The sequence below is a fragment of the Dichotomicrobium thermohalophilum genome (assembly GCF_003550175.1).
Classification (GTDB): Bacteria; Pseudomonadota; Alphaproteobacteria; order Rhizobiales; family Rhodomicrobiaceae; genus Dichotomicrobium; species Dichotomicrobium thermohalophilum.
The window spans coordinates 986511-1011250 of record NZ_QXDF01000001.1 but is presented as its reverse complement, the minus strand read 5'-3'; the positions used below and the strand labels follow the sequence as shown (position 1 = coordinate 1011250).

Here is a 24740-nt window from a genome sequence, read left to right as displayed (position 1 = left end):
AGACCGGGACCGCATGACGACAGACCAATCCTCACCGATCTCGCCCTATCTCACGTTCGACAAGAAGGAGTGGGCGAAGCTGCGCGCGGAAACGCCCATGACCCTGGACGCCCGGGATCTGGAGCGGCTGTCCGGCGTGATCGAGCGCGTCTCCGAGCAGGAGGTCATCGAGGTCTATCTGCCCTTGTCGCGGCTGCTGAACTTTTATGTCGGCGCATCACAGGCGCTGCACGCGGCCACCTCGCGCTTCCTCGGCCAGAGCGAGAACAAGACGCCCTTCATCATCGGCATCGCGGGCAGCGTGGCGGTGGGCAAGAGCACGACGGCGCGCGTGCTGCAGGCACTTTTGTCGCGCTGGACCAATTCGCCGCGCGTGGACCTCGTACCCACCGACGGCTTCCTGTTGCCCAACGCGGTGCTGGAAGAGCGCGGAATCATGAACCGCAAGGGTTTCCCGGAGAGCTTTGACACGCGGGCGCTGTTGCATTTTCTCGCCGAAGTCAAGGCTGGCCGGCCGCAGGTCAAGGCGCCGGTCTACTCGCACTTTCATTACGACGTGCTGCCCGACAAGACGATCACCGTGGATCGGCCGGACATCCTGATCGTCGAAGGGCTAAATTTGCTCCAGCCGGCCAAGCTGCCGAGCAACGGCGAAGCGATCCCGTTCGTCTCGGACTTCTTCGACTTCTCGATCTACATCGATGCCGACCCGGAACTGATCGGGCAGTGGTACGTCGAGCGGTTCATGCGCCTGCGCAAGACGGCGTTCCGCGATCCGGCGGCGTATTTCTACCGTTACTCGAAGCTGTCCGACGACGAAGCGCAGGCGACGGCACGGCACATCTGGGAAACGATCAATCTCGCAAACCTGAAGGCCAACATCCTGCCCACGCGCCAGCGCGCGCGGCTGATCCTGGAAAAGGTGCAGGACCATACCGTGCAGACCGTGCATCTGCGCAAGATTTGAGCGCGGATAGGAATTTCCGAGCGGTTTGAGATCCGTCATGCCCGTGCTTGACACGGGCATCCAAGGTGCAACCGACCCTGATCGGCGAATGGATTGCCGGGACAAGCCCGGCAATGACGACCGATTTTCGAGCTACCTTGACGTATCGTGTCTTTAAGCCGCCAGGCCGTTGCTCTTGGCCAGATCGGCCAGCGAGGTCTCGGGCCGCGCGCCGATATGCGAGATGATCTCAGCCGCCGCCAGGCTCGCCAGCCGTCCGCACTCCGGCAGTGGCCGCCCGCGCGCCAGGCCGTGCAGGAAGCCGGCGGCGTACAGATCGCCCGCGCCGGTGGTGTCCACGACCTCATCGACATGCGCCGCCGGGATCTCGATGGTGTCTTCCGGTGTCATGATGATTGAGCCCTCCCCGCTGCGCGTCACTGCCGCCAGCGTGCATTCGGCGCGGAGTTGCGGCAGCGCGTCCTCCAGCGTGTCGGTCTCGTAAAGCGCACAAACCTCTTCCTGATTGCCGAACAGCACATCCACCCCGCCCTGGATCAGGCTGCGGAACGCGGCACGGTGGCGCTCGACGCAGAAGGTGTCGGACAGGCTCAGCGCGACCTGCCGGCCGGCCTCCGCGGCGATGCGCGCGGCCTCATGGAACGCCGCCTTCGCTTCCGGCGGATCGAACAGATAGCCCTCCAGGTATGTGACGCGCGCCGTGCGGATCACCTCGGGTACGATCTCACCGTTGCCCAGCTCGGTGGACGCCCCGAGATAGGTGCTCATCGTGCGCTCGCCGTCTGGCGTGACCAGCACAAGACAGCGCGCGGTCGGCGCGTTGCTGTGGCTCTGGGGCGTCTCGTACTCAACGCCGATCGAGCGGATATCGTGCTTGAAAATCGTACCGAACTGGTCATCGGCCACCTTGCCGATGAAGGCCGTACGCGCGCCGAGAGAAGCAAGCCCCGCGCAGGTGTTGGCGGCGGAGCCGCCGGACATCTCTGTGGCTGGCCCCATCTTGCTGTAGAGCCGGTCGGCCTCGCCCGCGTCGATCAGGCGCATACCCCCCTTCGCCAGCCCTTCGGCGGCGATGAAGTCGTCGTCACAGCGCGCGATGATATCAACGATGGCATTGCCGATTCCGACCACGTCAAGTTCCATACTCATAAGCGTACTCTCTTGGTTGGTGTTCGCGGGATGGCCGCCTCAGGCGGTCTTGTCGGGATAGAGGCACAAGTCGCGGATCACGCATTCGCCGCATAGCGGCTTGCGCGCCTTGCAGACATAGCGCCCGTGCAGGATCAGCCAGTGGTGCGCGTGGCGGGCGTATTTGTCAGGAACCACCGCCTCGAGACCGTGCTCTACATCCAGCGGCGTCTTGCCCGGCGCAAGGCCGGTCCGGTTGCAGACGCGGAAGATGTGGGTGTCGACCGCCATGGTCGGCGCGCCGAAAGCAACGTTCATCACGACGTTGGCGGTCTTCCGGCCGACGCCCGGCAGGCTTTCCAGCGCCGCCCGGTCGCGCGGCACTTCGCCGTCAAAGTCCTCGATCAGCTTCTGCGACAGGGCGATGACGTTCTTTGCCTTGTTGCGGTAAAGCCCTATCGTCTTGATCATGTCGCGCACGCGTTCCTCTCCCAGCGCGACCATCTTTTCCGGCGTGTCGGCGAGGTCGAACAGTTTTTCGGTCGCCCTGTTGACCCCAGCGTCCGTGGCCTGCGCGGACAGGACAACCGCGACCAGCAGCGTGAACGGGTTGCGATAATCCAGCTCGCTTTCCGGCGCGGGCTTCGCCTCCTGAAAGCGGCGGAACATCTCCTCGATCGCTTCCGGGGAGAGGCGCGACGGGCTGTCGGTGACTGGAGCGACGTGGGATGGCTTCGCTTGCACCATGGCCAGCGTTGTACAACATTTCGCGCTAATGTGTAGGGGCTTCCCCCGGGCGACGCTGTGGAAAGGCCACTATCACGCTGACAAGGAACGTGAAATGACGACAGAGGAAAAGCCCCGCTTCGCCGCGCGCGAGGGCGTGGACATCGAGGAAGGCGAGGTTTTCGCGCCGAAATTCGGCGACAGTGGCGTGCTGCCCGCGGTCGTGACTGACGTCGACACAGGAGAAGTTTTGATGCTCGCCTGGATGAACGCGCTGGCGCTCGCGCGCACGATCGAGACCGGCGAGGCGCACTACTGGAGCCGTTCGCGCGGCAAGCTCTGGCGCAAGGGCGAAACCAGCGGCAACACGCAGAACGTCGTGGAAATGCGCACCGACTGCGATCAGGACGCGATCTGGCTAAGAGTGCGCATGGCCGGCTCGGGCGGCTGCTGCCACACGGGCCGGCGCTCTTGCTTTTATCGCGCGGTACCGCTTGGGCAGACAGCCGGGGCCGACACCCGTCTGGAAATGCGTGATGGCGAACGCCTGTTCGACCCTGAAGCGGTCTACCGCAAGGGCGATTAACCCGTCGCAATGTATTCCTGCAGCGCCGCGTTCCGCGACTCGATCTCCGCGATTCGCCACTTTACGACATCGCCGATCGATATGATTCCGGCCAGCTTGCCGTCCTCTTTAACAGGCAGGTGGCGAATGCGGCTGCGCGTCATCTGGGACATGAGCTGTTCGGTGCTGTCGGATGGGCTGCAGGTAAAGACATCCCGCGTCATGATGCGCGATACCGGCCCGGCCAGCAGTTCGGCGTGTCCGTTGGCCAGGTTGGCGACAATGTCGCGCTCCGAAACGATGCCGGCGATGTCTCCTGCCTCGTCCACGACAACAAGGGCGCCAATGTTTTTCTCGGCCAGCATCCGCACAGCCTCCTGCACGGTCTGATTGCCGGTAATGGTCGCGCAATCGCGGCCTTTCTGCTTCAGGATGGACGCCACATTCATGACACACCTCCGACGCGATACGCCGCGCCCACAGCGGGCAAGCGCGGCACGTTTCCTCCAAGAAGCGCGCGTTTGAACCGCGTTCTCGTTCACGAATGCGTTATGGTGCGACGAAATGTCCACCTGTGCAAGGAGCGATTGCCGAAGCCGCCGCGTGCACGTCCGCGGCCCCTGATCAGGCCAGACCGAGCGTGACGAACTTGCTGGCCAGCAACTCCTTGTCGAACGGCTTGACGAGGTATTCGCTCGCGCCAGCGGACATCGCCCGAATGATCGGCGTTTGCTCGGCGCCAGTGGTGCAAAAGATCACTTTGGGACGCGTCCCGGTCGCAGCGTCCTGGAGTGCGTGGAGAAAGCCGAGCCCGTCCATCACCGGCATGTTCCAGTCCAGCAGGACCGCATCTGGCGCGCGGGCGCGGCAGCTGTCCAAGGCCTCAAGACCGTTGGCGGCCTCGTCCACTTCAAAGCCAAGTTCCATCAGGAGGCCGCGCACGACCTTGCGCATGGCCGGGCTGTCATCGGCGATCAGGCAGTAGGGCATGGGACGCTCACTCTTTACGCGGGACCGGCGTGAAGAGTGCGCGCCAGACTTTAATCAAACGCTAAGTGCTCAGGAAGGGAGCGCCGAAGCCACACCGCGGCAGGCCCGAGGCGGCAACAATCCAGCGTCAAGCCTTTGGCTGGATGGCATCGCCGCGCCGGCAATGACGAGAAAGTTAGGCAGGCGCAGCGGTGAAGACGACATCCTCACCCGCCTTGGCAACAGTGATCGTCATGCCGGCCTCGTCCGCCAGCCGTGCCGCGTAATACGGCAGAATCGAGCGCGGATCGAGACCTTCGAGGTCCGCCCCCGAGAGGATGCCGTCAACCTTGTCCGGGATGCGCGCATTCCGGCCGACACAGCGAACGGTCAGCGTCGGCGCGCCTTCCGCGGCGGCGACATCGACATGCAGCGCGCCTCCGACCGGTAATGCCGGAATCGCGATCGCGATAATGATCATCAGAAGCCGCGCATGGCTCTTGTCGAGTTGTATGTCCTTCGGCGCGTGCCACTGAAGGCGGTGCTTGCCCTCCTCGACGTAGCCGCGCGCGATCCGCTCGGCCTGGCCGATGTCGACGGCTTGGCCCATCCCCGAGGACGCGCCGAAGGCCAGCCGGGCGAATTCCAGCCGGGTCCATGCCGCCTGCGCGCTGTTGAGGATCACCTCCTGCGCATAGGCGCGCGCATCCTCATCGGTTTCTTCTTCCAGCAGTTCCAGACCGTTGTTGATCGCCCCTATGGGACCGACGAGATCATGGCAAATCCTGCTCGACATGAACGCCGTTAGCTGGATATCGGCCAAAGCCGGCTTCACTGTCATTGCGCCTCCTCAAGCATTCGTCCGTCTCGCAACCGCCCCGGCTCGGTGGTTCCGTGGCAGGTAAAATCGCCGGCATGGCACAATCAAGTCCGCTCCCTCAAAAGCCCCCGCTAACGGATGGGAAGCTGGCGCGTGCCCTGCCGCCACACCCTTAAGTGGTATAGGCGTTCGCCCGCGACTGCCAAGCGGCTTTGGGTGTCGCATCCCCCATCTTCGCTGATTCCCATGAATTTCGCGCTTTTCTCCGCACGCATTAGTGGAAAACACACGCCGCGCTCAATCCATCTTAGTGGCCCAGCCCGCTTGGCGATCGTGATTTTAGCTGATAAGCGTGGCCGCGAATATGACAGCCCGCGCGGAGACTGCCGTATGACGTCTGCTGACATCGATTTCGACGCGCTGGCTGCGATGCTGGCCGAGACCGCGCAACGCGCGGGGCAGGCAATCAGGAAAATCTACGCCGGCGGGCTGCAGGTGCGCGAAAAGGCGGATGCCAGCCCGGTGACGGATGCCGACGAGGCAGCGGAGAAGATCATCCTTGCGGATCTGGCACGGGTCGCGCCCAACGTGCCGGTGATCGCGGAGGAGGCGGTTGCCTCCGGCAGTGTCCCTGCAACGGATGACGTGTTTTTCCTCGTCGATCCGCTGGACGGCACCAAGGAGTTCGTGAGGGGCACGGGGGAGTTCACCGTTAACATCGCGCTCGTGCACGGCGATATCCCGCGTTTCGGGTTGATCCTCGCACCGGCTCTGGGCGAGCTTTTTCTAACCATCGCCGAGGATCGTGCCGTCAGGGCGGAAGTCGGGACCGACACGGTCAAACCGCTCGATTCCGTCTCCCACGAGCCGTTACAAACCCGTGACCCCGCTCCCGGCCGGCTGGTCGCGCTGGCCAGCCGTTCGCACATGAACGAAACGACCGAGCGCTTCCTCGAAACGCACGGCGTCACGGAAACGTTTCAGGCCGGCTCTTCCCTTAAATTCTGTCGGATCGCACAAGGCCTGGCGGATGTCTACCCGCGGCTCGGACCGACCTGTGAGTGGGACACTGCCGCGGGGGATGCGATTCTTCGCGCAGCCGGCGGCGTCGTGCTCACCGAGGACGGCACGCCGCTCCGGTACGGCAAGGCCGAAGACGGCTACCGCAATCCCGGCTTCATCGCCTGGGGCCGCCAGCCTGTGCAGGAGTGAGACCGCAAGTGCCGCCAATCTTGGCGGGCTTTAGCCACAGTTTACCATTATCCGCAAAGGTTGATGTGAGATGCCGATTCGCCACGGCGCCAGCGTTGGCGTCGGACGACGGCTTGAGAACGGGAGACCGATCTGATGACGGGGTTGATGAAGCCGCTGGCCTTCGTGGCCTTTGCGCTTGCCTTCGTGCTCCAGGCGCCGGCCGCAGGCGCAGAGCCGATCAAACTCGCCCAGAGCGAGCAGGAGGAAGGCTATCTGCCGCCATGGCAGGGCGAGGAGGATGAGGCTACCGGGCAGGATGATATCGGCAGCCGCGACGGCTACGAGCCAGAACGGCTGGCGCCGCCGCGCGAGGGCCGGCGCTACGATGACCGCTACGGTGACGAGCCGCCACGCCGGTATGATGACCGGCCGCGCCGCTATGACCCGCCGCCGCGCGAGGCCTATGACGAGGACGAGAACTACACGGCCGACGAGATTATCGCCGCGGGCCACCGCTTTTTCGGCACGGTGACCGAAGGGCTGGCGCGCGTCGTCGAATATGCCTTCTCGCGCCAGGGTTATCCGAACGGCTACATCCTCGGCGAGGAAGCCGGAGGCGCTTTCGTGGCGGGCCTGCGCTACGGCGAGGGCATGCTCTACACAAAGCATCTCGGCCGCCACAGGGTGTTCTGGCAGGGACCGTCGATCGGCTACGATTTCGGCGCTGAAGGCTCCAAGACCATGATCCTGGTTTACGACATCCAGCATCCGGGCGAAATCTATCACCGTTTCGCCGGCGTCGATGGCTCGGCTTATTTTGTTGGCGGCGTCGGCATCACGTTTCAGCGCCATGGGGAGGTGGTCCTGGCGCCGATCCGTTCGGGCATCGGCCTGCGGCTGGGCGCGAACGTCGGTTATCTGAAGTACACGCGCGAGCCGACCTGGAATCCGTTCTAGGGCCGCCCGTTCACAGAGCCTTCTTGTCTGTGGTGGTATAATCCGGCAAGAAGGTAAAGCTGGGGGCGCGATCGACGATCGCGGGCGGTGTTTTGTTGCCGCGTTTTGGGAGTCGCCATGCCTGATCGGGGAGCCGCTAGACCATGATCCTTTACGTCATGCTGGTCGCGCTGGGCTTCCTGATCGCGATGCTCATCGCGTTGTTGCTGGCGCCGGCCTTCTGGCGCCGCGCAGAGCGGCTGACGGCGCGTCGGCTTGAACAGAGCATGCCCATGTCGATCGCCGAGGCCGAGGCCGAGCGCGATCAGATCCGCGCCAGCTACGCCATCATCATCCGCCGGCTGGAAGCGGCGCTGTCCCAGGAAAAGATGCGCTCGGCCCGGCAGCTAGTGAAAATCAGCCGGCTGCAGATGGAAATCGCCGATCTCAACGACAGAACGCAGAAGCTGCGCTGCCAGCTCGAAGCCGAGCATAACGCCGCCTCAGTCCTGCGGCGAACGATCGCCACGCGCGTCCCGGAGCTCAATCGCGCAGCAGAGGACGCCAGGCAACTCGTCCATGTCCGCGATCGTGAGATCGATACCATCGTCAACCGGCTGCGCCATCGCGAAGAGGCACTCGCCATCGCCCAGCGCACCACCGAAATGCAGCAGGCCGAGATCGCGCGCCTGCGCCAGGCCATGGAAATGTCCGGCGCGCAGAATGCAGGCCGCTTCAAGCTGCGGCCGACGGAGTGGACCATCCACGATTACCGAGCGGAATACGACCGGCTGAATGTCGAGTTGTCGAAGCTGCGCGAACGGCTGGCCGTCGCCTATGACCGCGAGGCGAACCAGATCAAGGAACTCCGCACCGAGCTGCAGCAGCTCGCGGACCAGGTCGTGACAACGGCGTCCGCACTGCCCGAAAGCGAGCCGCAGCGAGCGATCGCGCATGACACTTCGGAGGATGAGCCGCGCCGGCTGAGCGCGCCGGCCCAGCACACGGATGCGTTGATGCGCTCGATCGATGCGATTATCGCCGACACCGCCGGCAGCTCCCGCGTACCGGCTCTTGCTGAACCGGCTGCGAAGACTGCGCGCGCGCCACGTTCGGGCAGTACCCTCGCCCGGGCGGCTGCCGCGCCCAAGCGTCTCGCTCGTGGCGCTATGCAGAAGCTTGCCGGGCTTGCGGGCGCAAACCGGAACGCAAAGACCAGCGCCGCTTCCGGCAGCGGACATAACCCGGACCCGGCGGCACCGACGCCGGGGGAGGTGAGCGCGGCCCGGCTGCTCGGTGGCGCGGCTTTGTCGGGCCATCCAGCGCAGCCTAGGCGCGTCGGCGATTTCGGCCCGAGCGAGCAGGAGTCGGAGCAGGAGCCGAAAACACTGGCGGGCGGAGTTTCAGGGGCCGGAGATCCCGGCCTGCAGGCGGATGTCGCCGCTACCGAGCCGCAATCGTTCCTCGAAACGAACAGACCTGCGCCAGAGGAAGGACCGGCGACCGAGCCTCAGGCGGAAGCGACGACGCAAGTGGGCGGCGAGGAACCTGATGAGGACAGCAGTCTCTATGACCGCTACCGCAGCGCCAAGCTCACCTCCGGCAAGCTGAGGGAGGATCCGGCCGGGCCCGAGACGCCTCCGTCCGGCAACGCTGACGCCTCGGAATCCGGCCCTTCGGCCACAGAGGGTGAAACCGGATCAGCCTCCGCGACACCAGAGGAAAGTGAGAGCACCAGCACGGCCGCGGGCGAAATGGCAACTTCGTCGGGCAATGGCGTGGCCACCCCCGAGTCGTCTCGGGCCAACGACAACGCTGAATCTGACGCCTCCCCGGGATCGTTGCTCCACCGCCTGAAGCAGATGCCCGAGAGCGAGACGCGCTGACTCTCAACCCCTTGTTCCCCGCCTGTGACCAAATGGGCGAAGTATTGGGGACAACGCCACAACATCTGGGCAAATCACCGCCTTTCCTTGACCGCCGCGAATCAGCTATCTTTTGGAGTGAGGGGGCCTGACTCACTTCAATTTTTCCGGCCCGCCGATTCGAACACTCTCGGTCAAACAAGAACGGCGAACGGGCGGCCGGGAGTGTGACGAGGCGGAGTTGGGGACAGATGCGGCAACATTGACGTCCCTGCCGGAAAAGCCTTCATCAGGCTAGCGCGTCGTGACTGGACACTCGCGACGGGGCAGTCGTTTTGCGTTCATCTGAATATTTCCGACCGGGCGCTGATGCGCGCCTGCACCGAGTCGCGTACGCCCGCGCAACGCCTTCGCCAGGCCCCCAAGGACGATAAGGCTGCATTAAGCGGCAGACAGGGGGCTGTTTCGATGAGACACGTTCTGGGGGTTCTCGGGGTTTTCGCCGCCACCATACTGCTTGTGGTATCCGCGGCGATGAATTGGCGTTTCGGCTTCAGTCTCGGCAAAACGGAATTTGACGCACACATCTACGGCGCCGCCAGCGCGGCATCCGATGTTCTCAAGGCGCTGATTCCATTCCTGATCCTGATCGCCTTCAGGCGCCGCCAGTGGTCGCAGGCGCTGGGCGCGATCCTGCTGCTCACCATCTGCGCGTCCTATTCGCTCACCTCCTCGCTCGGCTTCGCCGCGCTCAACCGCACGGACACCGTGAACGAGCGCGCCGTCACCGCCGCGGCCTACAAGGACCTGCGCTCGGAACTGCAGTATTTGCGCGACCAGATGGCGGGGCTGCCACAGCATCGGCCGGCCGGCGTGGTCGAAAGCAACATCGACCGTATGAAGCAGCACCGCCGCTGGGATTCCACGGTCGGCTGTACCAACGCGACAGTGCCGAAGAGTATCGCCTACTGCCGCGAATTCCACGCGCTGGAAGCCGAGCTGGCCGCGGCGAAAAAGGCCGCGAAGCTCGATGACCGGATCGTGGCGGTGCGTGCCGAGCTGAACGAGCTGCGAGGCGCCGGCCCGGCGACCGAGGCCGACCCGCAGGCGGCGATCCTCTCGAACATCTCGGGGCTGGGCACGGACCGCGTGCAGCTTGCGCTGATCATTCTCGTCTCGGTGCTGGTCGAGGCAGGATCGGCGCTCGGCTTCTATGTCGCGCTGAGCCACTGGAAGATCTTCGATGACAAGGCGCTGGGCGTGCCTGCGCCGGTCGAGACCGTGGCGCCGCCGAAGCGCACGCTGCCCGCCTTGGTCGCGCCGGACGAAGCGGAGCTGCCCTACGAGAAGACCGACGTGGAGATGTATTTCGACGAGCGGGTCGAGCAGTCCAAGGAATCCAGCGTCACCGCGTTGGCGCTGTTCGAGGACTACTGCAACTGGTGCGACCTGAAGGACAAGACGCCGGTCAGCCTGCCGATCTTCGGGCGGCAATTCGCCGATCTCGGCGTGCAGAAGGCCAAGATCGGCGGACGCATCCGCTATATCGGCATCCGCCTGCTCGACGAGGAGGACGTTGAGGCCGAGAAGGAGAAGGAAGGCGACGAAGCGTTCGCCTGACGCGACTGTGGATGAGCGCCCGCTTATCCCACGCGGATTGACGCCCCCGCCTTGCGCGTCGCGGCCAGACCGCCGATCCTCTGCGGTGGTCTGGCCGCAAGCGTTTGGAGGGCGAAATTGCATCTCATCAAGCTTTGCGTTGGAGTCGAAAGCATCGAGGATCAGGAGCGGCGGATCGCCCGGCGCGGCAGCGAGATCGTGCATCGAACGCGCCAGTTCCCGCGCCAGGCCGACGCGCTCAAGGACGGCGGCTCGCTCTATTGGGTGATCAAGGGAGTGATCCAGGCACGCCAGCCGATCCGCGACTTGCGCGCCGAAACCGACCATGACGGGCGAGCCTTATGCGCCATCGTGCTCGCGCCGGAACTGATCCCGGTGCAGCCGCGCCCCCGCCGCCCGTTCCAGGGCTGGCGCTATCTGAAGCCGGAGGATGCGCCGCCGGACCTCGCCAGCGGCGCGAATGATGACATCCCTCCGGGCATGCGCGCGGCGCTCGCCGAACTCGCTCTGATTTAGCCGTTTAAGATAGCTGCGTCATTGCTTCGGCCCGGCGGCCCTTGCAATGACCCGACGCTAAACAACCGGATCGTCGATCAGGTGGATCGGCACGTTGTCGATGAGCCGTGTCTCGCCGAGCCAGACCGCCGCGAAAATCCGCGCCGAGTCGACCACCTGCCCTTCCAGCGGGATCAGCGTGTCGTCGGTGCGCACATCCAGATAGTCGATGCGAAAACCCGCCCCGCGCAGCCGGTTGGCGCCCATCGCGAGCGTGCTCTCGACGTCACGCCCCGCACCGAGGTCTTCCGCCATGTCGCTCAGCACCTTGTAGAGCTGCGGTGCGGTCGCCCGGTCGGCCTCGCTAAGATACGCGTTGCGCGAGGACATTGCCAATCCGTCCGCCTCGCGCACGATCGGCCCGCCGATGATCTCGATCGGGAAATTCAGGTCCTTTACGAGCTGTCGGATGACCAGAAGCTGCTGATAATCCTTCTCGCCGAATACCGCGATATCCGGCAGGCTCTGCAGGAACAGCTTGGTCACGACGGTCGTCACGCCGGCGAAGAAATGCGGGCGCGAGGTCCCGCACAGGCACTGCGTCAGCTCGGCAACCTCGACGCGCGTGGCGAAGTCGTTCGGGTACATCTCCAGGATTGATGGCGCATAGACGAGGTCGGCCCCGGCCTTCGACAGAAGCCGGTTGTCGCCATGCTCGTCGCGCGGATAATTCTCGAAATCCTCATCCGGGCCGAACTGGGTCGGGTTCACGAAGATTGAGACGATCACGCGGTCCGCATTCTTGCGGGCGAGGCGCACGAGCGAAAGATGCCCCTCATGCAGCCCGCCCATGGTCGGCACGAGCGCGATCTTGCGGTTCTTGCGCCGCCAGCGGCGGACGGCGTCGCGCAGATGACTCACGGTGCGCACGACTGGCAATGCCACGGCAATCAACCCTTGTGCTGATGCGGAAATTCGCGCCGCACAATAGCAAGCTTTGGCAAAAACGAAAGCACGGGAAACGCGGCGAAACGCGCCAAAGCGCTGGAAAGTCCTGACACCGCGGGCGCGGCGCACTAATATACGCTCAACATCACGATTGGAGAGAGATGTCGACCAAGGACTCACCCGACAAGACGCGGCCGGCCCCGGCCGAGCAGACGCCGGACCCCGGCAAAGCGCCCGCGAAATCCAGCGCCGACGAGATTGATGCTTTCGTCGCGCAAGTCCGCAGCATGCCTGCGAACTCCGCCCAGCGCGGCCGGCTGATTTTCGCCATGGACGCCACCATGAGCCGCCAGCCAACCTGGGACATGGCGTTGCAGCTTCAAGGCGAAATGTTCGAGGCGGTGGCGCAGATCGGCGGGCTGGATGTGCAGCTCATGTATTTTCGCGGCTTCGACGAGTGCCGCGCGTCGAAATGGGTCTCGGATGCGCATGGCCTGACGCGCCTCATGACCAGCGTCGCCTGCCGCGGCGGCTTCACGCAGATCCGCAAGGTACTTAAGCACGCGCGCAGCGAGGCCGAGGCCAACGAAGTCAGCGCGCTGGTCTTCGTTGGCGACAGCATGGAAGAGGATATCGACGCGCTGGCCAACACGGCCGGCGAGCTGGGCATGCTGAAAGTTCCAGCCTTCATGTTCCAGGAGGGCGACAAGCCAAACGCCGCCACCGCCTTCAGGGAAATCGCCCGGCTCACCGGCGGCGCCTATTGCCGGTTCGATGCGGGCGCGGCGGATTCCCTGCGCGCGCTGCTGCAGGCCGTCGCCGTCTACGCTGCCGGCGGGCGACGGGCGCTGGAAGACCTCAGCCGATCAGGCGCGGGGCCGGGGCGCCTGCTGCTCGAACAGCTCAAATCCTGACGGGCGCGTCATGCAATTCCTGATTATCGGTGTCCTGCTTCTGCTGTTGCTGCTGCTTTACGCTGGCCGTGTCGCGCGAATGAGTCCCAAGGCAGGCGCGCGGGCAATCCGGCGCGGCGGGGGCTATGGGCTGCTCGGGCTGGCAATCGGGCTGGGGCTCGCCGGGCGCATTGGCATGGCGATCCCGCTTGCGCTGATCGGCGGGTGGCTGCTGGGCTGGCGACTGCCGTCAATCGGCGGGCAGACCGGTCCGATCCCCGGCAATGCGCGCCCCAGCGGCGGGCAGGCTTCAACCGTGCGGGCCGAGTTCGTCGAGATGACGCTCGACCACGACACAGGGAACATGGATGGCGAAGTTCTCGCGGGGCAATATGCCGGGCGAAGGCTCTCCAGCATGGAGACCTCGGAGCTGCTGACGCTTTTGCGGGAGACGCTTTCGCACGACGCGCAGAGTGCGAAACTGGTGGAGGCCTATCTGGACCGTGTTGCGCCTGACTGGCGCGATCAGCCCGGCGCGCGCGCGAGCGAAACGAGCGACGCCGCTGCTTCCGGACCGATGACCATCGCTGAAGCCTATCGCATTCTGGGCCTATGGCCGGGCGCCAAGCCGGAGGAAATTCGCCGTGCGCATCGCGAGATGATGAAGAAGTTTCACCCGGACCAGGGCGGCTCGACCTATCTGGCGATGAAGATCAACGAGGCGAAGGACACGCTGCTCGCGCAGTTCTCGCAGAAACAAGCCGGTTGAGCCTCAAGTCCCGCCGGTGGAGCCAAAGCCGCCAGCTCCACGCTGCGTCTCGGGCAGCGCCTCGACCAGCCGGAGCTGCGCGCGTGTCACAGGGGCGACGACAAGCTGGGCGATGCGCATTCCCCGCTCGATGAGGACATTCTCCCCGCCGAGATTGACCAACAGCACCTGGACCTCGCCGCGATAATCCGCGTCAATCGTACCCGGCGCGTTGAGTACGCTGATGCCGTGGCGATATGCCAGCCCCGAGCGTGGGCGTACCTGCGCCTCGTAGCCCGGCGGCAAGGCGATCGCCAGAGCAGTCGGCACCAAAGCGCGCGCCATCGGCCGCAGCGTCAGCGGCTCGTGCTCTGCCAGGGCAGCGCGCAGATCCATCCCGGCCGCATCGGCGGATTGATATTCGGGCAGCGGCAGGCCCGCGCCATGCGGCAGCTGCTGGACGGCAACCTCGATCTCAGGCGCCATGACCCGCCCTCGTCGGCAGATACGGCCGCCCCTCCAGCGCTTCCGCGATGCGGGTCATCAGTCGCCGGGCAACTTCCGCTTTTCTCATCCGCGGCCAGTCTTCCGCGCTTTCGCCCGTCACCAGCGTGACGTCGTTCTCGTCACTGCCAAACACGCCACTCTCTGGCGACACGTCGTTCGCCACGATCCAGTCGCAGCCCTTGGAGCGGCGCTTCTCCTGCCCCTTGGCAGCCGCGTCGCCCGTCTCCGCCGCGAAACCGACGACCAACGCGGGCCGGTCCTCGCGCGCGGCGATGGTCTTGAGGATGTCGGGGTTCTCGGTCAGGGCGAGCGTTGGCGCGCCGCCAGATTTCTTCAGCTTGGCCGAGGGATTTTCGGCAACCCGCCAGTCCGCAACAGCGGCCGCGAAGATCGCCGCGTCGGCCGGCAGCGCGTTCTCGACCGCAGCGAGCATCTCCTCGGCGGTTTCGACGTTGAGACGCCGTACGCCTGGCGGCGCGGCCAAGTCGGTCGGCCCGGAAACGAGCGTGACGCAGGCCCCCAGGGCCTCCGCCGCTTCGGCAATGGCGTAGCCCTGTTTGCCGGACGAGCGGTTCGCGATGAAGCGCACGGGGTCGATCGGTTCATGCGTTGGCCCGGCCGTGACAAGGATGTGCCGGCCAGCCAGCGGACGGGCTTCCGGTCCAAGCATCGCTTCGATCTTCTCGACAATCACTTCGACCGGCGCCATCCGGCCAAGCCCGTATTCGCCGCACGCCATGGCCCCCTCATCCGGGCCGACGAAATGGATGCCGTCTTCCGCAAGCTGGGCGAGATTGCGCTGCGTCGCGGTATGATGCCACATGCGCACATTCATGGCCGGCGCGCAGAGCACCGGCTTGTCGGCGGCCAGCAGCACGGTCGTCGCAAGGTCATCGGCCTGACCATGCGCCATTCGCGCCATGAGATCGGCCGTGGCCGGCGCCACGACGATAAGGTCCGCCTCGCGCGCCAAGCGGATATGGCCGATTTCGGTCTCGTTCTTGAGATCGAACAACTCTGTGAAGACCGGCGCTTCCGAAAGGGCGCCAACGCTCAGGGGCGTGACGAACTCAGCCGCGCCGGAGGTGAGGATCGTGCGCACATGCGCGCCACGCTCGCGCACGCGGCGCATCACATCGAGCACCTTGTAGGCCGCGATGCCTGCCCCGAGGATGAAGAGAATGTTCCGACCCGCTAGGCTGCTCATGGGACGCGCCTTCTACTGCTCATGCACCTACGACATAAGCATACACGACGCATCGCGCGAGCGTCGCGCGCGGCCTGATCGGTCGGCCTGCGGCTAGCTCAAGATGCCTCGCTGCATCCGGCGCGCCGCAGGTTCACGACGTTGAACGCCCCGCAGCTCGTGCAGATGAGATAGCGCTCCCGGCCCCGGCTGTGCGGCGGGCCATATTCCCGGTCACGCATCACCAGCGTGCTTTGGCCGCAATCCGGGCAAGCGGCGGATGTCGGCGCATTCCGGCAAAGTTGCTGGGCGATGGCGACCCATTCATTCAGATTGGCATTGCTGACCGCGCTCATGTTCGTTCTCGCTGATTGTGTCTTGCCGCGCACCCTTTAACGGGGCGGGCGGGATCGGCGTTCCCCCCGGCGACGCGAAAACCTGCGTGCCCCGCCTGCCAAAAAGACAAGCTGAATCTGCCTTGGAAGAAATCCTTGCCCCAATCAAGTTAAAATCCTTTTTGCAACAAGTTTTGAAAGACAATGTGATCATGGGGCCGCGCCATTAACCCTGCCGAAAGCGCAGCGGCCAGATCCGCGTGAACAATGCCCGGCGCCTTGACGCGCATATGCGCCTGCGCCTAAGTGCCAAGCGTGCCGGCGCAGATGGTTTGCCGGACCACCAAAACGGCAAACGAACGCGCATTTATGGCGACACACGATAAACCCATGGGGCCGCCGATGGCAGCCGGTCCGCGCTCCAAGCGCCGCAGCCCGCTTGCACGGCTGATTCGCTATCGCCTGCACATCCCGATGATCCGCAGCGGCCACCCCCCTGAGCACACCGCGCGCGGCGTGATGATGGGGCTCATCTGGGCGTTCGTGCCGCTGTTCGGCCTGCAGATGGGCGGCGTGTTGTTGAGCTGGACGATCGGCAGCCGGATGATCGGCTGGCGCTTTGCGCTGATCCCGGCGGTGGCCTTCACCTGGGTGACCAACATCCTGACCATCGTGCCGGTCTATTACGTCTATTACATCACTGGCCAGCTCATGCTCGGCCACTGGAACGACATCGCCGGTTATGACGCCTTCGCCGCCCTGTTTGCCAGCACCGCGCCGTCGGATGCCGGTTTCTTCGAGGCGGTGTGGGCGTGGATCGAAACCCTGCTGACCTACTGGGGCGTTCCGATCGTGCTCGGGTCGCTCCCATGGACCATTATCATTGCTGCGGGTGGGTATCGGCTGAGCCTGAATTTCGTGCGCGCCTATCGCCGCCGGCGCGCGGAGCGCATGGCCCGACGGGCGGGAAACACGGCGGAACAGAGAGGCGAAGAGGCCTCAGAGCCATAGCCGTTGCCCAACCCGTGGGCAGATCGCATTTTATGTAATCACAATTTCATGTTTCGATTATAAAGCTCATCGGCTGCGCACGCGGCTAGAGCCAACACAGGGGAGTGCACCAATGTTTTTACCCGCAGAATATTTCTGGCTGGAGCCGGTCCTGATCGCGTCCGGCGTCGTGTTCCTCGTTAGCCTGCTTGGCAACCTGATCGCCTTTGGCAACCGTCTCGCCAACGCGATCGTTACCGCGATCGTCTTCGGTCTGATCTTCGGCGCGCTGTCGTTCTATGGCTACGGCGACGTGCAGATGCGGGTCCAGACGACGCCGTCAGCCGATGCCCCGGCCAACGAAATGATGGACGGCGGCAACACCGGCGGCACCACGCAGTAAGCCGCAATAAAGGGGCGCGCGAAAAGGCGCGCTCCTTCCGCCCGCCCTTGACCTGCGCGCAAAATCCCCATTTATGGAATATGTCAGCCGGCCGGATGGCCGCCGCCGATCCGCTCATGTGGGGCGAATGCGCTCTTAGCGAACGGCGGAGGAAAGTCCGGGCTCCATGGAAACACGGTGCCGGATAACGTCCGGCGGGGGCGACCCCAGGGAAAGTGCCACAGAAAGCAAACCGCCCGCGGCCGCGCGGGTAAGGGTGAAAGGGTGCGGTAAGAGCGCACCGCGCGACCTGGCAACAGGCGCGGCACGGCAAACCCCACCGGGAGCAAGACCGAATAGGGGCGGCATGAAGGTTCGCCTTCAGGTCCGTTTCCAGACCGCCGCCCGGGTTGGTTGCACGAGGCGCGCGGCAACGCGCGTCCCAGATGAATGGCCATCACGCGGGCGAGCCCCGCGCACAGAACCCGGCTTACAGGCCGGCTGACATTTTCATTTTTGACACCCTGGTGCGAGTTGAGTGCCTGGGCCGTACCCTGAACGCGCGCCAAATCCACCATTCAGGCCGCGTTCATATCCGCGCTGGCATCCTCATAACCGTCAATCCCTGTGATCAACCATACCTTTCCTCGGCACGGTTGGAGGCGGCGCGGAATGCAGGGGTTCCGGGCCGTCTCCGCTCTCCACACCGTCGCGCGCGCCGCTTGCCTAACCCTCCGCTTGCGATTAGCTAGAGCATAGACTTCTCTCAACGCCAAACGCTTGGAGGGTTTTATGACTTTTACGCTGCCCGAACTTCCCTATGCCTATGACGCACTCGCGCCGTACATGTCGGCCGAGACGCTCGAATACCATCACGACAAGCACCACAACACCTATGTCGAGAAGTCCAACGACCTGATCCAGGGCACCGGCCTCGAAGGCAAGAGCATCGAAGAGGTGGTCAAGGGCGCCCACGGCACCAACCAGGGCCTGTTCAACAATATCGCCCAGCACTACAACCACATGCATTTCTGGCAGTGGATGAAGCCCGGCGGCGGCGGCACGAGTGTGCCGGGTGCGCTGGCCGCGAAGATCGACGAGGACCTGGGCGGCTTCGACAAGTTCCGCGCCGATTTCATCGATGCCGGCGTCACGCAGTTCGGCTCCGGCTGGTGCTGGCTGGCGATGAAGGACGGCAAGCTGCAGGTGATGAAGACGCCGAACGGCGAGAACCCGCTTGTGCACGGCGCGACGCCGCTGCTCGGCTGTGACGTCTGGGAGCACTCCTACTACATCGACTATCGCAACGCGCGGCCGAAGTATCTGGAGGCTTTCTTCGACAACCTCGTCAACTGGGAATACGTCGAGCACCTGTTCAATCAGGCCAGCTAAAGCGTTTCGCGCGTCCGGCAGCAGGCTGGACGCGCGCTTTAAAGCCCTCGTTCGGGACAAAGCGCGGTCACCGGCCGGGCTTTGTCGACTCTTGGGCAACTTCCGCTTAACCGCCCTGTCCCAAATCGGCATCCGCCACTTCAGCACGCCCTCACGGTTAAAATTTACCGAAATTTAAGGGATCAACCTCGAAAATTGCGGCCAATTCGGCGACCCGCGCCTCGTTCGCTAGTTTTAAAGCCTTCTAGTTGTGGAGTTGGGCGTTTGCAATCCTGGATTGATCCCGCGACTCGCCATAGTCTCGTATCTGGGGCGCGGATGCGCCGCCGGCGCAGAGCACCGCACACAACGGCGCGTCCAGGACGCGAAAGGCAAGGCTCGGCTGTATGGCGGCATTTGATTGCGCATGCTGACGAAGCGTCCCGCCTCGGCGTCTATTTGTCGGCGGCGTTTTTGTTGACTGTCGCGGTGTATGGGGCGGCGCTGGGCGGACATCTCGCGGCGTGGCAGCAATCGCTTACGACGCGCGCAGAGACGGCACTGATTGCGGGGGGATTCGGAATTAACGAGGTCATCGTCAAAGGGCGTGTTCACATGCCGACCGCACGCCTCCACGAGGCGCTGCAGATGGCGCGCACCCGCACAATCTTCAGCTATGACACGCGCGCGGCCAAGGCGCGGCTTGAGGACATCGGCTGGGTAAAGAGCGCGCGTGTGATGCGACTGTGGCCGTCTACATTGATCGTCGAACTGCGCGAGCGCAAACCTTTCGCGCGCTGGGAGATTCGCGGGCACACCGTGCTGATCGACCGCGAGGGCGAGTTGCTTGGTCCGGTGACGTCCGAGTTCGCCGATCTGCCGCGCATCGCTGGCGAGGGCGCCCATACAGCCGCCGCCGATCTGCTCGCCACGCTTGAACAGCACGAGGCGGTCGCGCGGCAGGTGGCGCTGGCGAAGCGCGTCGAGCTGCGGCGCTGGGACCTCGTCCTGGACGACGGCCTGCGTGTGCAGCTTCCGGCCCGCGATGCGGCCAAGGCGCTGCCGACGCTGACGCGCCTCCTCGGCGCTGATCTGCCCGCAGAGGTGACGGTGATCGACATGCGCGTGCCAGGGCGGATCGCGCTGCGCCGGGACGCGCCTAAAACGGATGCCCCCGGGCCGACCGCCCGGTTTTCGGATGGGGTCAAGCAAGCGCGGGCGCGGCCTCTGTGATCGGTTCGCGGAGCCAGGGATGTGGGACAATCGCAGCGCAGTAATCACGAAGGAGCGCACCACGGCGGTTCTCGATCTGGGAACGCGCAAGGTCTCCTGTATGATCGCGCGACTGCTGCCGCCGCCGAAATGGCTCGCGCAGAAGGTTGAGCACGCACGCATCAGCATCCTCGGCTTCGGGCAAACCGCGGCGCGCGGTATCTCGGGCGGGAGCATCGGCGATCTCGACGCGGCAGAAGAGGCGGTCCGCGCCGCCGTCGGGCGCGCGGAGCACAATGCCGGCGTCACGGTCGATGAGGTCTACGTGACCTTCGCCGGCGCGGGCCTGTCGAGTGAAAGCTTTACCGCCAGCGTGCCGATCGCCCGACGCACGGTCGACGAACTCGACATCCGCCGGGCGTTGCTCGCGGCTGAGCAGTACGCTCGGCGCAACGGCCAGTCGATCCTGCACACTGTCATCGCCGGCTATGGGCTGGACGACGTTCCCGAGATCGAGGATCCCTGCGGCCTCATCGGCGACACGCTCAAGGTGAACGTCCTCGCGGCTGGCATGGCGCCGCTGGCGGCGAAGAACATCGCGCTGTGCGTTGAACGGTGCCATCTGCATCTGGCCGGCCTCGTCGCCGCGCCGCTCGCAAGCGGTTTGGCAGCTGCCACAGCGGAGGAGCGCGACCTCGGCGTGACCTGCATCGACATGGGGGCGGGCACGACCTCGCTCGCCGCTTTCTGCGACGGTCAGGTGGTGCATATTGATTCGCTTTCGTCGGGCGGGGAGCATCTGACCCGCGATCTGGCGCGGATGTTGTCCACACCCCGCGCCGAGGCTGAACGGCTAAAGACCTTGTATGCCAGTGTTTTTAGCGATGCGGCACTCGATAACGATCAGGTTGTGTGTCCTTTGATTGGTGAAGATGGCGAAGAACGTTACATCTATCCGACAAAGGCGGATATTGCCGCCATTGTGCGCACACGATTGGAGGACATGTTCTCGCAGCTGCAGGAACGGCTCGAACATGCCGGCTGTGACCCGGCCGTGAGCGAACGCGTCGTGCTGACGGGTGGGGGCGCGCAGCTCATCGGTGCGACCGAGTTGGCCGAGCGCATCTTCGGCGGCGTCGCGCGGACCGGGAGACCCGAGGCAGTGACGGGGCTGCCGCCCAATGCAGACCCGTCGCTTGCGGCCGCGGTGGGGACGCTGAACTATCTCCTGCGCGCGCCCGTGGAGCGGCAAGCGAGCGTGCAGCAGCGGGCCGAGCCTCCTGCGATGTCGGCGCACGTTCCGTCCGGGGGGTATTTCGCCCGGGTCGGCCAGTGGCTGCGTGAGAATTTCTGAGTGCGAGGGCGGAGCATGATGCGGAATGAGCCGGTGCTCCGACAGGTTGGCGAGACAGAGCGGCGTCGCGCATCCGCGAGGGGGTGCGCCCGAGCAGAACGCGAATTTGTGAGGCTGCAATGAGCATTCATCTGAAGCCGGCGGAGCTGACCGAACTGCGCCCGCGCATCACGGTGATCGGCGTCGGCGGCGCTGGCGGCAACGCCGTGAACAACATGATTCAGGCCGGCGTCGAGGGCGTCGAGTTTGTCGCGGCCAACACCGACGCGCAGGCCCTGTCGATGTCGAGCGCGGGCGTGCGGATCCAGATGGGCGTCAACCTGACCGAAGGGCTCGGCGCAGGATCAAAGCCGGACATCGGCGCGGCCGCCGCGGAGGAGGCGCTGGACGACATCCGCAGCTATCTCGAAGGCGTCCACATGCTGTTCATCACTGCCGGCATGGGCGGCGGCACCGGAACGGGCGCGGCGCCGATCATCGCCCGGGCGGCAAAGGACATGGGCATCCTGACCGTTGCGGTCGTGACCAAGCCGTTCGAGTTCGAGGGGCAGCGGCGGATGAAATACGCCGAAAAGGGCATCGGCGAGCTGGCCGCGCATGTCGATACGATCCTGGTGATCCCGAACCAGAACCTGTTCCGCGTCGCCAACGAGAAGACCACCTTCGCCGATGCCTTCCAGCGCGCGGATGACGTGCTCCGCTCGGGCGTGTCGTGCATAACCGACCTGATGATTAAGGAAGGGCTCATCAATCTGGACTTCGCCGACGTGAAGGCCGTGATGAAGGACATGGGAACGGCCATGATGGGCACCGGCGAGTCCAAGGGCGACAGCCGCGCGCTGGAAGCGGCCGAGCTGGCGGTTTCGAACCCGCTGCTTGACAACGGATCGATGCGCGGCGCGCAGGGCCTGCTCATCAGCATCACCGGCAGCCACGAACACCTGACGCTCTACGAGGTGCAGGAAGCCGCCGAGCGCGTGCGCCGCGAAGTGGCGGCCGACAACAACCCGGACCTCAACATCATCGTCGGCGCGATCTTCGACCAGACACTCGATGACATTTTGCGCGTGTCCGTCGTGGCAACCGGCATCGACGTGGATCAAATCGCCGACAGCCCGCACCCCGCGCCCGGCCCGCGCCGCAGCGCCGAGACAGACTCACTTGGCGATCGGCTGCGCACGGCTCACCGCGGCGAAACAGGCGAGGCACCGGCGGCAGCCAAGGGCGGCCAGGTCTGGGAAGGCCCGGGCAGCGTGACGATTGAACAGCGCCCGCCCCGGCGGACGGCGCAGGAAAAGCCGCGCGGCGGCGGCAGCGAGCGCAGCCACCCACATTTCGAGCCGGTCGCCCCAACAGCCCCACGCCGGCGCCCGCGCCGTCCCCTGACGGATGAGGACTTTCCGGAACTCAGCGGGCGAGACGACAGCGACACCTCCGAAGGCGGGGAACGGCGCAAAGGCGGCCTGTTCTCATGGATGTCCGGGCGCAACCGCAGCCGCGAGGAGCGCGGCGGCCAGAGCGAAGCCCAGCCGCAGGAGCCTGTCTCAGATCGGGAGGAGCCGCGGATGCCCCAGCCCGAGCCAGCCCGCGAAACCGAAGAAGGCGCGGCCGAGACCGCCAGCGAAAATGGCAAAAAAGCGGCAAAACCACGTATCAACCGTGGCTCCGGGAACGGCACGGCAAATGCCGAAGAACCCTTTGATATTCCCGACTTTTTCAAGCGCCCGCTGAACTGACCACGACCTGCGAATCCGCACTTCCGGCCGCGATTTTTCGGCTGTCAAGTCGGCTGCGCGGCTTTTCGTGAGGCGCATGCCGTAAGTTGCTGATTTGGCACAGTTATCCGTAACAGAATGTAAACAAGCGTGATTTGTCGGAAAGAGGCCGGCTGGCTAGTCTCCTTTCCCAGATCACGGGCGTAAGGCGTCGGGAATGACGCGGACGCTGAGGGCCCCGGCCAGAAGAGGTCTCCGGCGAGACCTACCGGCATGTGAATTCCTGGTCGGGATTAGGGTGGGCGTCCACGCGTGATCGGGGTGCGGAGCGTCAAGCTGATAGCCATTTCGAGTTTCTTGCGCGTCAAATACATTTCAGCAGCGCTTCCAGAATGCCCCTCGCGCCTTGCCTCCGTGATCGACGATGGGGGGACAGACCGAGCTGCGTATCATGCCCGTTCTGTCCTTGAAGGGACAAAAATAACGGCGCGAGATAACAATGATCGCAGACTTTACGGGGGCACGACAGACCACGCTCAAACAGAGCGTGGTCATCTCCGGCACCGGCGTCCATAGCGGCCAAGCCGCTTCACTCATTCTCCATCCCGCAGATGCCGACAACGGCATCGTTTTCATCGTTAAGAATGACGCCCGGCACGAGGTGCGCATCCCGGCAGATTTCCGTGCCATCTCCAACGTCATGCTCTGCACCGTACTCAGCAACGGCGAAGGCGCCTGCGTGGCGACCGTCGAGCATCTGATGGCGGCGCTGCGCGGCGTGGGCGTCGACAACGTCGATATCGAAGTGGATGCGGGAGAAATCCCGATCATGGATGGCAGCGCGGAGCCGTTCGTCGAGGCCGTGCTTGAGGCCGGGGTCCGTCCGCTGGCGCGGCCACGCCGCTTCATCCGGGTTCTCAAGCCGGTGCATATCCAGGATGGCGATGCCTCGGCCGCGCTGGAGCCATATGACGGCTTTCATCTGGATGTCGAGATTGACTTCGACACGCCGGTCATCGGCCGGCAGCGCTGGGCCGGTGATCTTAACCCGCAAGTTTTCCTGCGTGCCCTGTCGCGCGCGCGCACCTTCGGCTTCATGAAAGACGTCGAGATGCTCTGGAAGGCCGGGCGCGCCCTGGGCTCCTCGCTGGAAAACACTGTGGCGATCGCGGATGATCGGGTGGTGAACCCTGAAGGCCTGCGCTACAAGGACGAATTCGTTCGGCACAAGGCGCTAGATGCGGTCGGCGATCTGTCGCTGGCGGGCGCCCCGTTGCTCGGCAAGTACCGCTCCTATCGCGGCGGGCATCGGATCAACGCGATGGTTCTCGAAGCCTTGCATGCCGATCCCAGCGCTTGGACGGTGGTCGAGACCGATGTTGAGCGTCCGCGTCATCGCGAGGTGTCCCACGCGGATATCTCTTGGGGTGCGACGATGCCGGCGTTTGCAGCCGATCGGAGCTGACGCACGGGCCGGCCCGGCGACCAGGACGTATCTTCCCCCAGAGCACGGCTCGGTGCAGGCCAAACTGCCGATTTCCGGTATCTTGGCATGCACCGAGCGTTTTGCGCGTCTTAGATGCGGCCTCGCAGATCGCTGTCGTCTAGGGAATTCGCGTCGGTCCCGACATATCCTGGGGAAATTGGTGCGGTCGAGAGGAATCGAACCTCCACGGGCAAAGCCCACAGCGCCCTCAACGCTGCGCGTCTACCAGTTCCGCCACGACCGCTAAAACGCATCGGTTTGATGCCGATATCGGCGAACCTCCTGCTACGAGGTAGCAAAGCCGCCCGCCCGGTGCAAGTGCACCCGC

Annotated in this window: 25 protein-coding genes, 1 tRNA gene and 1 other RNA gene; 17 read left to right on the top strand and 10 right to left on the bottom strand. The window is 64.7% G+C overall.

Annotated features, from left to right (window positions below):
• Positions 1-13: 13 nt before the first annotated feature.
• The gene (coaA, locus tag BXY53_RS04575) at positions 14-967 is read left to right on the top strand and encodes a type I pantothenate kinase (RefSeq protein ID WP_119060701.1); all 954 of its coding nucleotides are present in this window, start codon (positions 14-16) and stop codon (positions 965-967) included.
• Between the two features lie 153 nt (positions 968-1120).
• Here coaA and BXY53_RS04570 read toward each other — a convergent pair whose 3' ends face one another.
• Together BXY53_RS04570 and nth are read right to left on the bottom strand one after the other, a co-directional pair.
• Positions 1121-2116, bottom strand: coding sequence for an adenosine kinase (locus BXY53_RS04570; protein WP_210209145.1), 996 nt, complete (start codon positions 2114-2116; stop codon positions 1121-1123).
• 39 nt (positions 2117-2155) lie between these two features.
• Positions 2156-2842 (bottom strand): endonuclease III, encoded by a 687-nt coding sequence (gene nth, locus BXY53_RS04565; RefSeq protein ID WP_119060699.1) that lies wholly within the window; start codon positions 2840-2842, stop codon positions 2156-2158.
• 94 nt (positions 2843-2936) lie between these two features.
• Here nth and hisI point away from each other — a divergent pair, with 94 nt between their 5' ends.
• Positions 2937-3407: a phosphoribosyl-AMP cyclohydrolase gene (hisI, locus tag BXY53_RS04560; RefSeq protein WP_119060698.1), complete on the top strand. Its 471-nt coding sequence runs from the start codon at positions 2937-2939 to the stop codon at positions 3405-3407.
• On the opposite strand, the gene BXY53_RS04555 is transcribed toward hisI, so the two are convergent.
• From BXY53_RS04555 to BXY53_RS04545, 3 genes are all read right to left on the bottom strand, one after another.
• Positions 3404-3835 (bottom strand): CBS domain-containing protein, encoded by a 432-nt coding sequence (locus BXY53_RS04555; RefSeq protein WP_119060697.1) that lies wholly within the window; start codon positions 3833-3835, stop codon positions 3404-3406. The genes hisI and BXY53_RS04555 overlap by 4 nt on opposite strands.
• Before the next feature lie 175 nt (positions 3836-4010).
• Positions 4011-4376, bottom strand: coding sequence for a response regulator (locus BXY53_RS04550; protein ID WP_119060696.1), 366 nt, complete (start codon positions 4374-4376; stop codon positions 4011-4013).
• A gap of 175 nt (positions 4377-4551) precedes the next feature.
• A complete protein-coding gene (locus tag BXY53_RS04545; protein WP_119060695.1) occupies positions 4552-5196 on the bottom strand; it encodes a histidine phosphotransferase family protein in 645 nt (214 codons plus the stop codon).
• A gap of 312 nt (positions 5197-5508) precedes the next feature.
• Between BXY53_RS04545 and cysQ the strand changes: the two genes are divergently transcribed.
• From cysQ to BXY53_RS04520, 5 genes are all read left to right on the top strand, one after another.
• A complete protein-coding gene (gene cysQ, locus BXY53_RS04540; RefSeq protein WP_245410421.1) occupies positions 5509-6387 on the top strand; it encodes a 3'(2'),5'-bisphosphate nucleotidase CysQ in 879 nt (292 codons plus the stop codon).
• A gap of 135 nt (positions 6388-6522) precedes the next feature.
• Complete coding sequence (locus tag BXY53_RS04535; protein ID WP_245410355.1) at positions 6523-7326, top strand: DUF1134 domain-containing protein; 804 nt, start codon at positions 6523-6525, stop codon at positions 7324-7326.
• A gap of 143 nt (positions 7327-7469) precedes the next feature.
• Positions 7470-9191, top strand: coding sequence for a hypothetical protein (locus BXY53_RS04530; protein ID WP_119060692.1), 1722 nt, complete (start codon positions 7470-7472; stop codon positions 9189-9191).
• A 447-nt stretch (positions 9192-9638) separates the two neighbouring features.
• On the top strand, positions 9639-10790 hold the full coding sequence (locus tag BXY53_RS04525) for a hypothetical protein (RefSeq protein ID WP_119060691.1): 1152 nt from the start codon (positions 9639-9641) through the stop codon (positions 10788-10790).
• Between the two features lie 117 nt (positions 10791-10907).
• Positions 10908-11306: a DUF1489 family protein gene (locus BXY53_RS04520; protein ID WP_119060690.1), complete on the top strand. Its 399-nt coding sequence runs from the start codon at positions 10908-10910 to the stop codon at positions 11304-11306.
• Between the two features lie 57 nt (positions 11307-11363).
• Here the strand turns inward: BXY53_RS04520 and panC are convergent, their stop codons facing one another.
• Positions 11364-12230 (bottom strand): pantoate--beta-alanine ligase, encoded by an 867-nt coding sequence (gene panC, locus BXY53_RS04515; RefSeq protein WP_342634960.1) that lies wholly within the window; start codon positions 12228-12230, stop codon positions 11364-11366.
• A gap of 164 nt (positions 12231-12394) precedes the next feature.
• Here panC and BXY53_RS04510 point away from each other — a divergent pair, with 164 nt between their 5' ends.
• Positions 12395-13147 (top strand): VWA domain-containing protein, encoded by a 753-nt coding sequence (locus BXY53_RS04510; protein ID WP_119060689.1) that lies wholly within the window; start codon positions 12395-12397, stop codon positions 13145-13147.
• A 10-nt stretch (positions 13148-13157) separates the two neighbouring features.
• Positions 13158-13895 (top strand): DnaJ domain-containing protein, encoded by a 738-nt coding sequence (locus tag BXY53_RS04505; protein ID WP_119060688.1) that lies wholly within the window; start codon positions 13158-13160, stop codon positions 13893-13895.
• A 3-nt stretch (positions 13896-13898) separates the two neighbouring features.
• On the opposite strand, the gene dut is transcribed toward BXY53_RS04505, so the two are convergent.
• The 3 genes from dut to BXY53_RS04490 all read right to left on the bottom strand — a co-directional run bounded on the left by dut (position 13899) and on the right by BXY53_RS04490 (position 15923).
• Positions 13899-14360, bottom strand: a complete 462-nt coding sequence (gene dut / locus BXY53_RS04500; protein ID WP_119060687.1) for a dUTP diphosphatase — start codon at positions 14358-14360, stop codon at positions 13899-13901.
• Complete coding sequence (gene coaBC / locus BXY53_RS04495) at positions 14350-15588, bottom strand: bifunctional phosphopantothenoylcysteine decarboxylase/phosphopantothenate--cysteine ligase CoaBC (protein ID WP_119060686.1); 1239 nt, start codon at positions 15586-15588, stop codon at positions 14350-14352. Before coaBC ends, dut begins: the two co-directional genes overlap by 11 nt.
• A 98-nt stretch (positions 15589-15686) precedes the next feature.
• Complete coding sequence (locus BXY53_RS04490; protein WP_119060685.1) at positions 15687-15923, bottom strand: hypothetical protein; 237 nt, start codon at positions 15921-15923, stop codon at positions 15687-15689.
• 381 nt (positions 15924-16304) lie between these two features.
• Between BXY53_RS04490 and BXY53_RS04485 the strand changes: the two genes are divergently transcribed.
• From BXY53_RS04485 to lpxC, 8 genes are all read left to right on the top strand, one after another.
• Positions 16305-16913, top strand: coding sequence for a DUF2062 domain-containing protein (locus tag BXY53_RS04485; RefSeq protein WP_170144337.1), 609 nt, complete (start codon positions 16305-16307; stop codon positions 16911-16913).
• Positions 16914-17025: 112 nt separating this feature from the next.
• Positions 17026-17295 carry a hypothetical protein gene (locus BXY53_RS04480; protein WP_119060683.1) on the top strand — a complete coding sequence of 90 codons (270 nt, stop codon included), beginning with the start codon at positions 17026-17028 and terminating at the stop codon, positions 17293-17295.
• Between the two features lie 83 nt (positions 17296-17378).
• An RNA gene (gene rnpB, locus BXY53_RS04475) (RNase P RNA component class A) lies at positions 17379-17783 on the top strand.
• Positions 17784-18066: 283 nt separating this feature from the next.
• Positions 18067-18666, top strand: coding sequence for a superoxide dismutase (locus BXY53_RS04470; protein WP_119060682.1), 600 nt, complete (start codon positions 18067-18069; stop codon positions 18664-18666).
• A 318-nt stretch (positions 18667-18984) separates the two neighbouring features.
• Entirely contained in the window at positions 18985-19878 is an 894-nt protein-coding gene (locus BXY53_RS04465) for a cell division protein FtsQ/DivIB (protein ID WP_119060681.1), read from the top strand.
• Positions 19879-19897: 19 nt separating this feature from the next.
• Positions 19898-21211, top strand: coding sequence for a cell division protein FtsA (ftsA, locus tag BXY53_RS04460; protein ID WP_170144335.1), 1314 nt, complete (start codon positions 19898-19900; stop codon positions 21209-21211).
• Between the two features lie 119 nt (positions 21212-21330).
• Positions 21331-22947 carry a cell division protein FtsZ gene (gene ftsZ / locus BXY53_RS04455; protein WP_119060679.1) on the top strand — a complete coding sequence of 539 codons (1617 nt, stop codon included), beginning with the start codon at positions 21331-21333 and terminating at the stop codon, positions 22945-22947.
• A 478-nt stretch (positions 22948-23425) separates the two neighbouring features.
• Entirely contained in the window at positions 23426-24391 is a 966-nt protein-coding gene (gene lpxC, locus BXY53_RS04450; RefSeq protein WP_119060678.1) for a UDP-3-O-acyl-N-acetylglucosamine deacetylase, read from the top strand.
• 179 nt (positions 24392-24570) lie between these two features.
• On the opposite strand, the gene BXY53_RS04445 is transcribed toward lpxC, so the two are convergent.
• Positions 24571-24656: transfer RNA gene (locus tag BXY53_RS04445), tRNA-Leu, on the bottom strand.
• Positions 24657-24740: the final 84 nt, after the last annotated feature.

Excerpts from the sequence above, each read along its gene's own strand:
- coaA (WP_119060701.1), top strand. The coding sequence starts at position 14 with ATGACGACAGACCAATCCTCACCGATCTCGCCCTATCTCACGTTCGAC.
- BXY53_RS04570 (WP_210209145.1), bottom strand. The coding sequence starts at position 2,116 with ATGAGTATGGAACTTGACGTGGTCGGAATCGGCAATGCCATCGTTGAT.
- nth (WP_119060699.1), bottom strand. The coding sequence starts at position 2,842 with ATGGTGCAAGCGAAGCCATCCCACGTCGCTCCAGTCACCGACAGCCCG.
- hisI (WP_119060698.1), top strand. The coding sequence starts at position 2,937 with ATGACGACAGAGGAAAAGCCCCGCTTCGCCGCGCGCGAGGGCGTGGAC.
- BXY53_RS04555 (WP_119060697.1), bottom strand. The coding sequence starts at position 3,835 with ATGAATGTGGCGTCCATCCTGAAGCAGAAAGGCCGCGATTGCGCGACC.
- BXY53_RS04550 (WP_119060696.1), bottom strand. The coding sequence starts at position 4,376 with ATGCCCTACTGCCTGATCGCCGATGACAGCCCGGCCATGCGCAAGGTC.
- BXY53_RS04545 (WP_119060695.1), bottom strand. The coding sequence starts at position 5,196 with ATGACAGTGAAGCCGGCTTTGGCCGATATCCAGCTAACGGCGTTCATG.
- BXY53_RS04535 (WP_245410355.1), top strand. The coding sequence starts at position 6,523 with ATGACGGGGTTGATGAAGCCGCTGGCCTTCGTGGCCTTTGCGCTTGCC.
- BXY53_RS04530 (WP_119060692.1), top strand. The coding sequence starts at position 7,470 with ATGATCCTTTACGTCATGCTGGTCGCGCTGGGCTTCCTGATCGCGATG.
- BXY53_RS04525 (WP_119060691.1), top strand. The coding sequence starts at position 9,639 with ATGAGACACGTTCTGGGGGTTCTCGGGGTTTTCGCCGCCACCATACTG.
- BXY53_RS04510 (WP_119060689.1), top strand. The coding sequence starts at position 12,395 with ATGTCGACCAAGGACTCACCCGACAAGACGCGGCCGGCCCCGGCCGAG.
- BXY53_RS04505 (WP_119060688.1), top strand. The coding sequence starts at position 13,158 with ATGCAATTCCTGATTATCGGTGTCCTGCTTCTGCTGTTGCTGCTGCTT.
- dut (WP_119060687.1), bottom strand. The coding sequence starts at position 14,360 with ATGGCGCCTGAGATCGAGGTTGCCGTCCAGCAGCTGCCGCATGGCGCG.
- coaBC (WP_119060686.1), bottom strand. The coding sequence starts at position 15,588 with ATGAGCAGCCTAGCGGGTCGGAACATTCTCTTCATCCTCGGGGCAGGC.
- BXY53_RS04490 (WP_119060685.1), bottom strand. The coding sequence starts at position 15,923 with ATGAGCGCGGTCAGCAATGCCAATCTGAATGAATGGGTCGCCATCGCC.
- BXY53_RS04485 (WP_170144337.1), top strand. The coding sequence starts at position 16,305 with ATGGCAGCCGGTCCGCGCTCCAAGCGCCGCAGCCCGCTTGCACGGCTG.
- BXY53_RS04480 (WP_119060683.1), top strand. The coding sequence starts at position 17,026 with ATGTTTTTACCCGCAGAATATTTCTGGCTGGAGCCGGTCCTGATCGCG.
- BXY53_RS04470 (WP_119060682.1), top strand. The coding sequence starts at position 18,067 with ATGACTTTTACGCTGCCCGAACTTCCCTATGCCTATGACGCACTCGCG.
- BXY53_RS04465 (WP_119060681.1), top strand. The coding sequence starts at position 18,985 with ATGCGCCGCCGGCGCAGAGCACCGCACACAACGGCGCGTCCAGGACGC.
- ftsA (WP_170144335.1), top strand. The coding sequence starts at position 19,898 with ATGTGGGACAATCGCAGCGCAGTAATCACGAAGGAGCGCACCACGGCG.
- ftsZ (WP_119060679.1), top strand. The coding sequence starts at position 21,331 with ATGAGCATTCATCTGAAGCCGGCGGAGCTGACCGAACTGCGCCCGCGC.
- lpxC (WP_119060678.1), top strand. The coding sequence starts at position 23,426 with ATGATCGCAGACTTTACGGGGGCACGACAGACCACGCTCAAACAGAGC.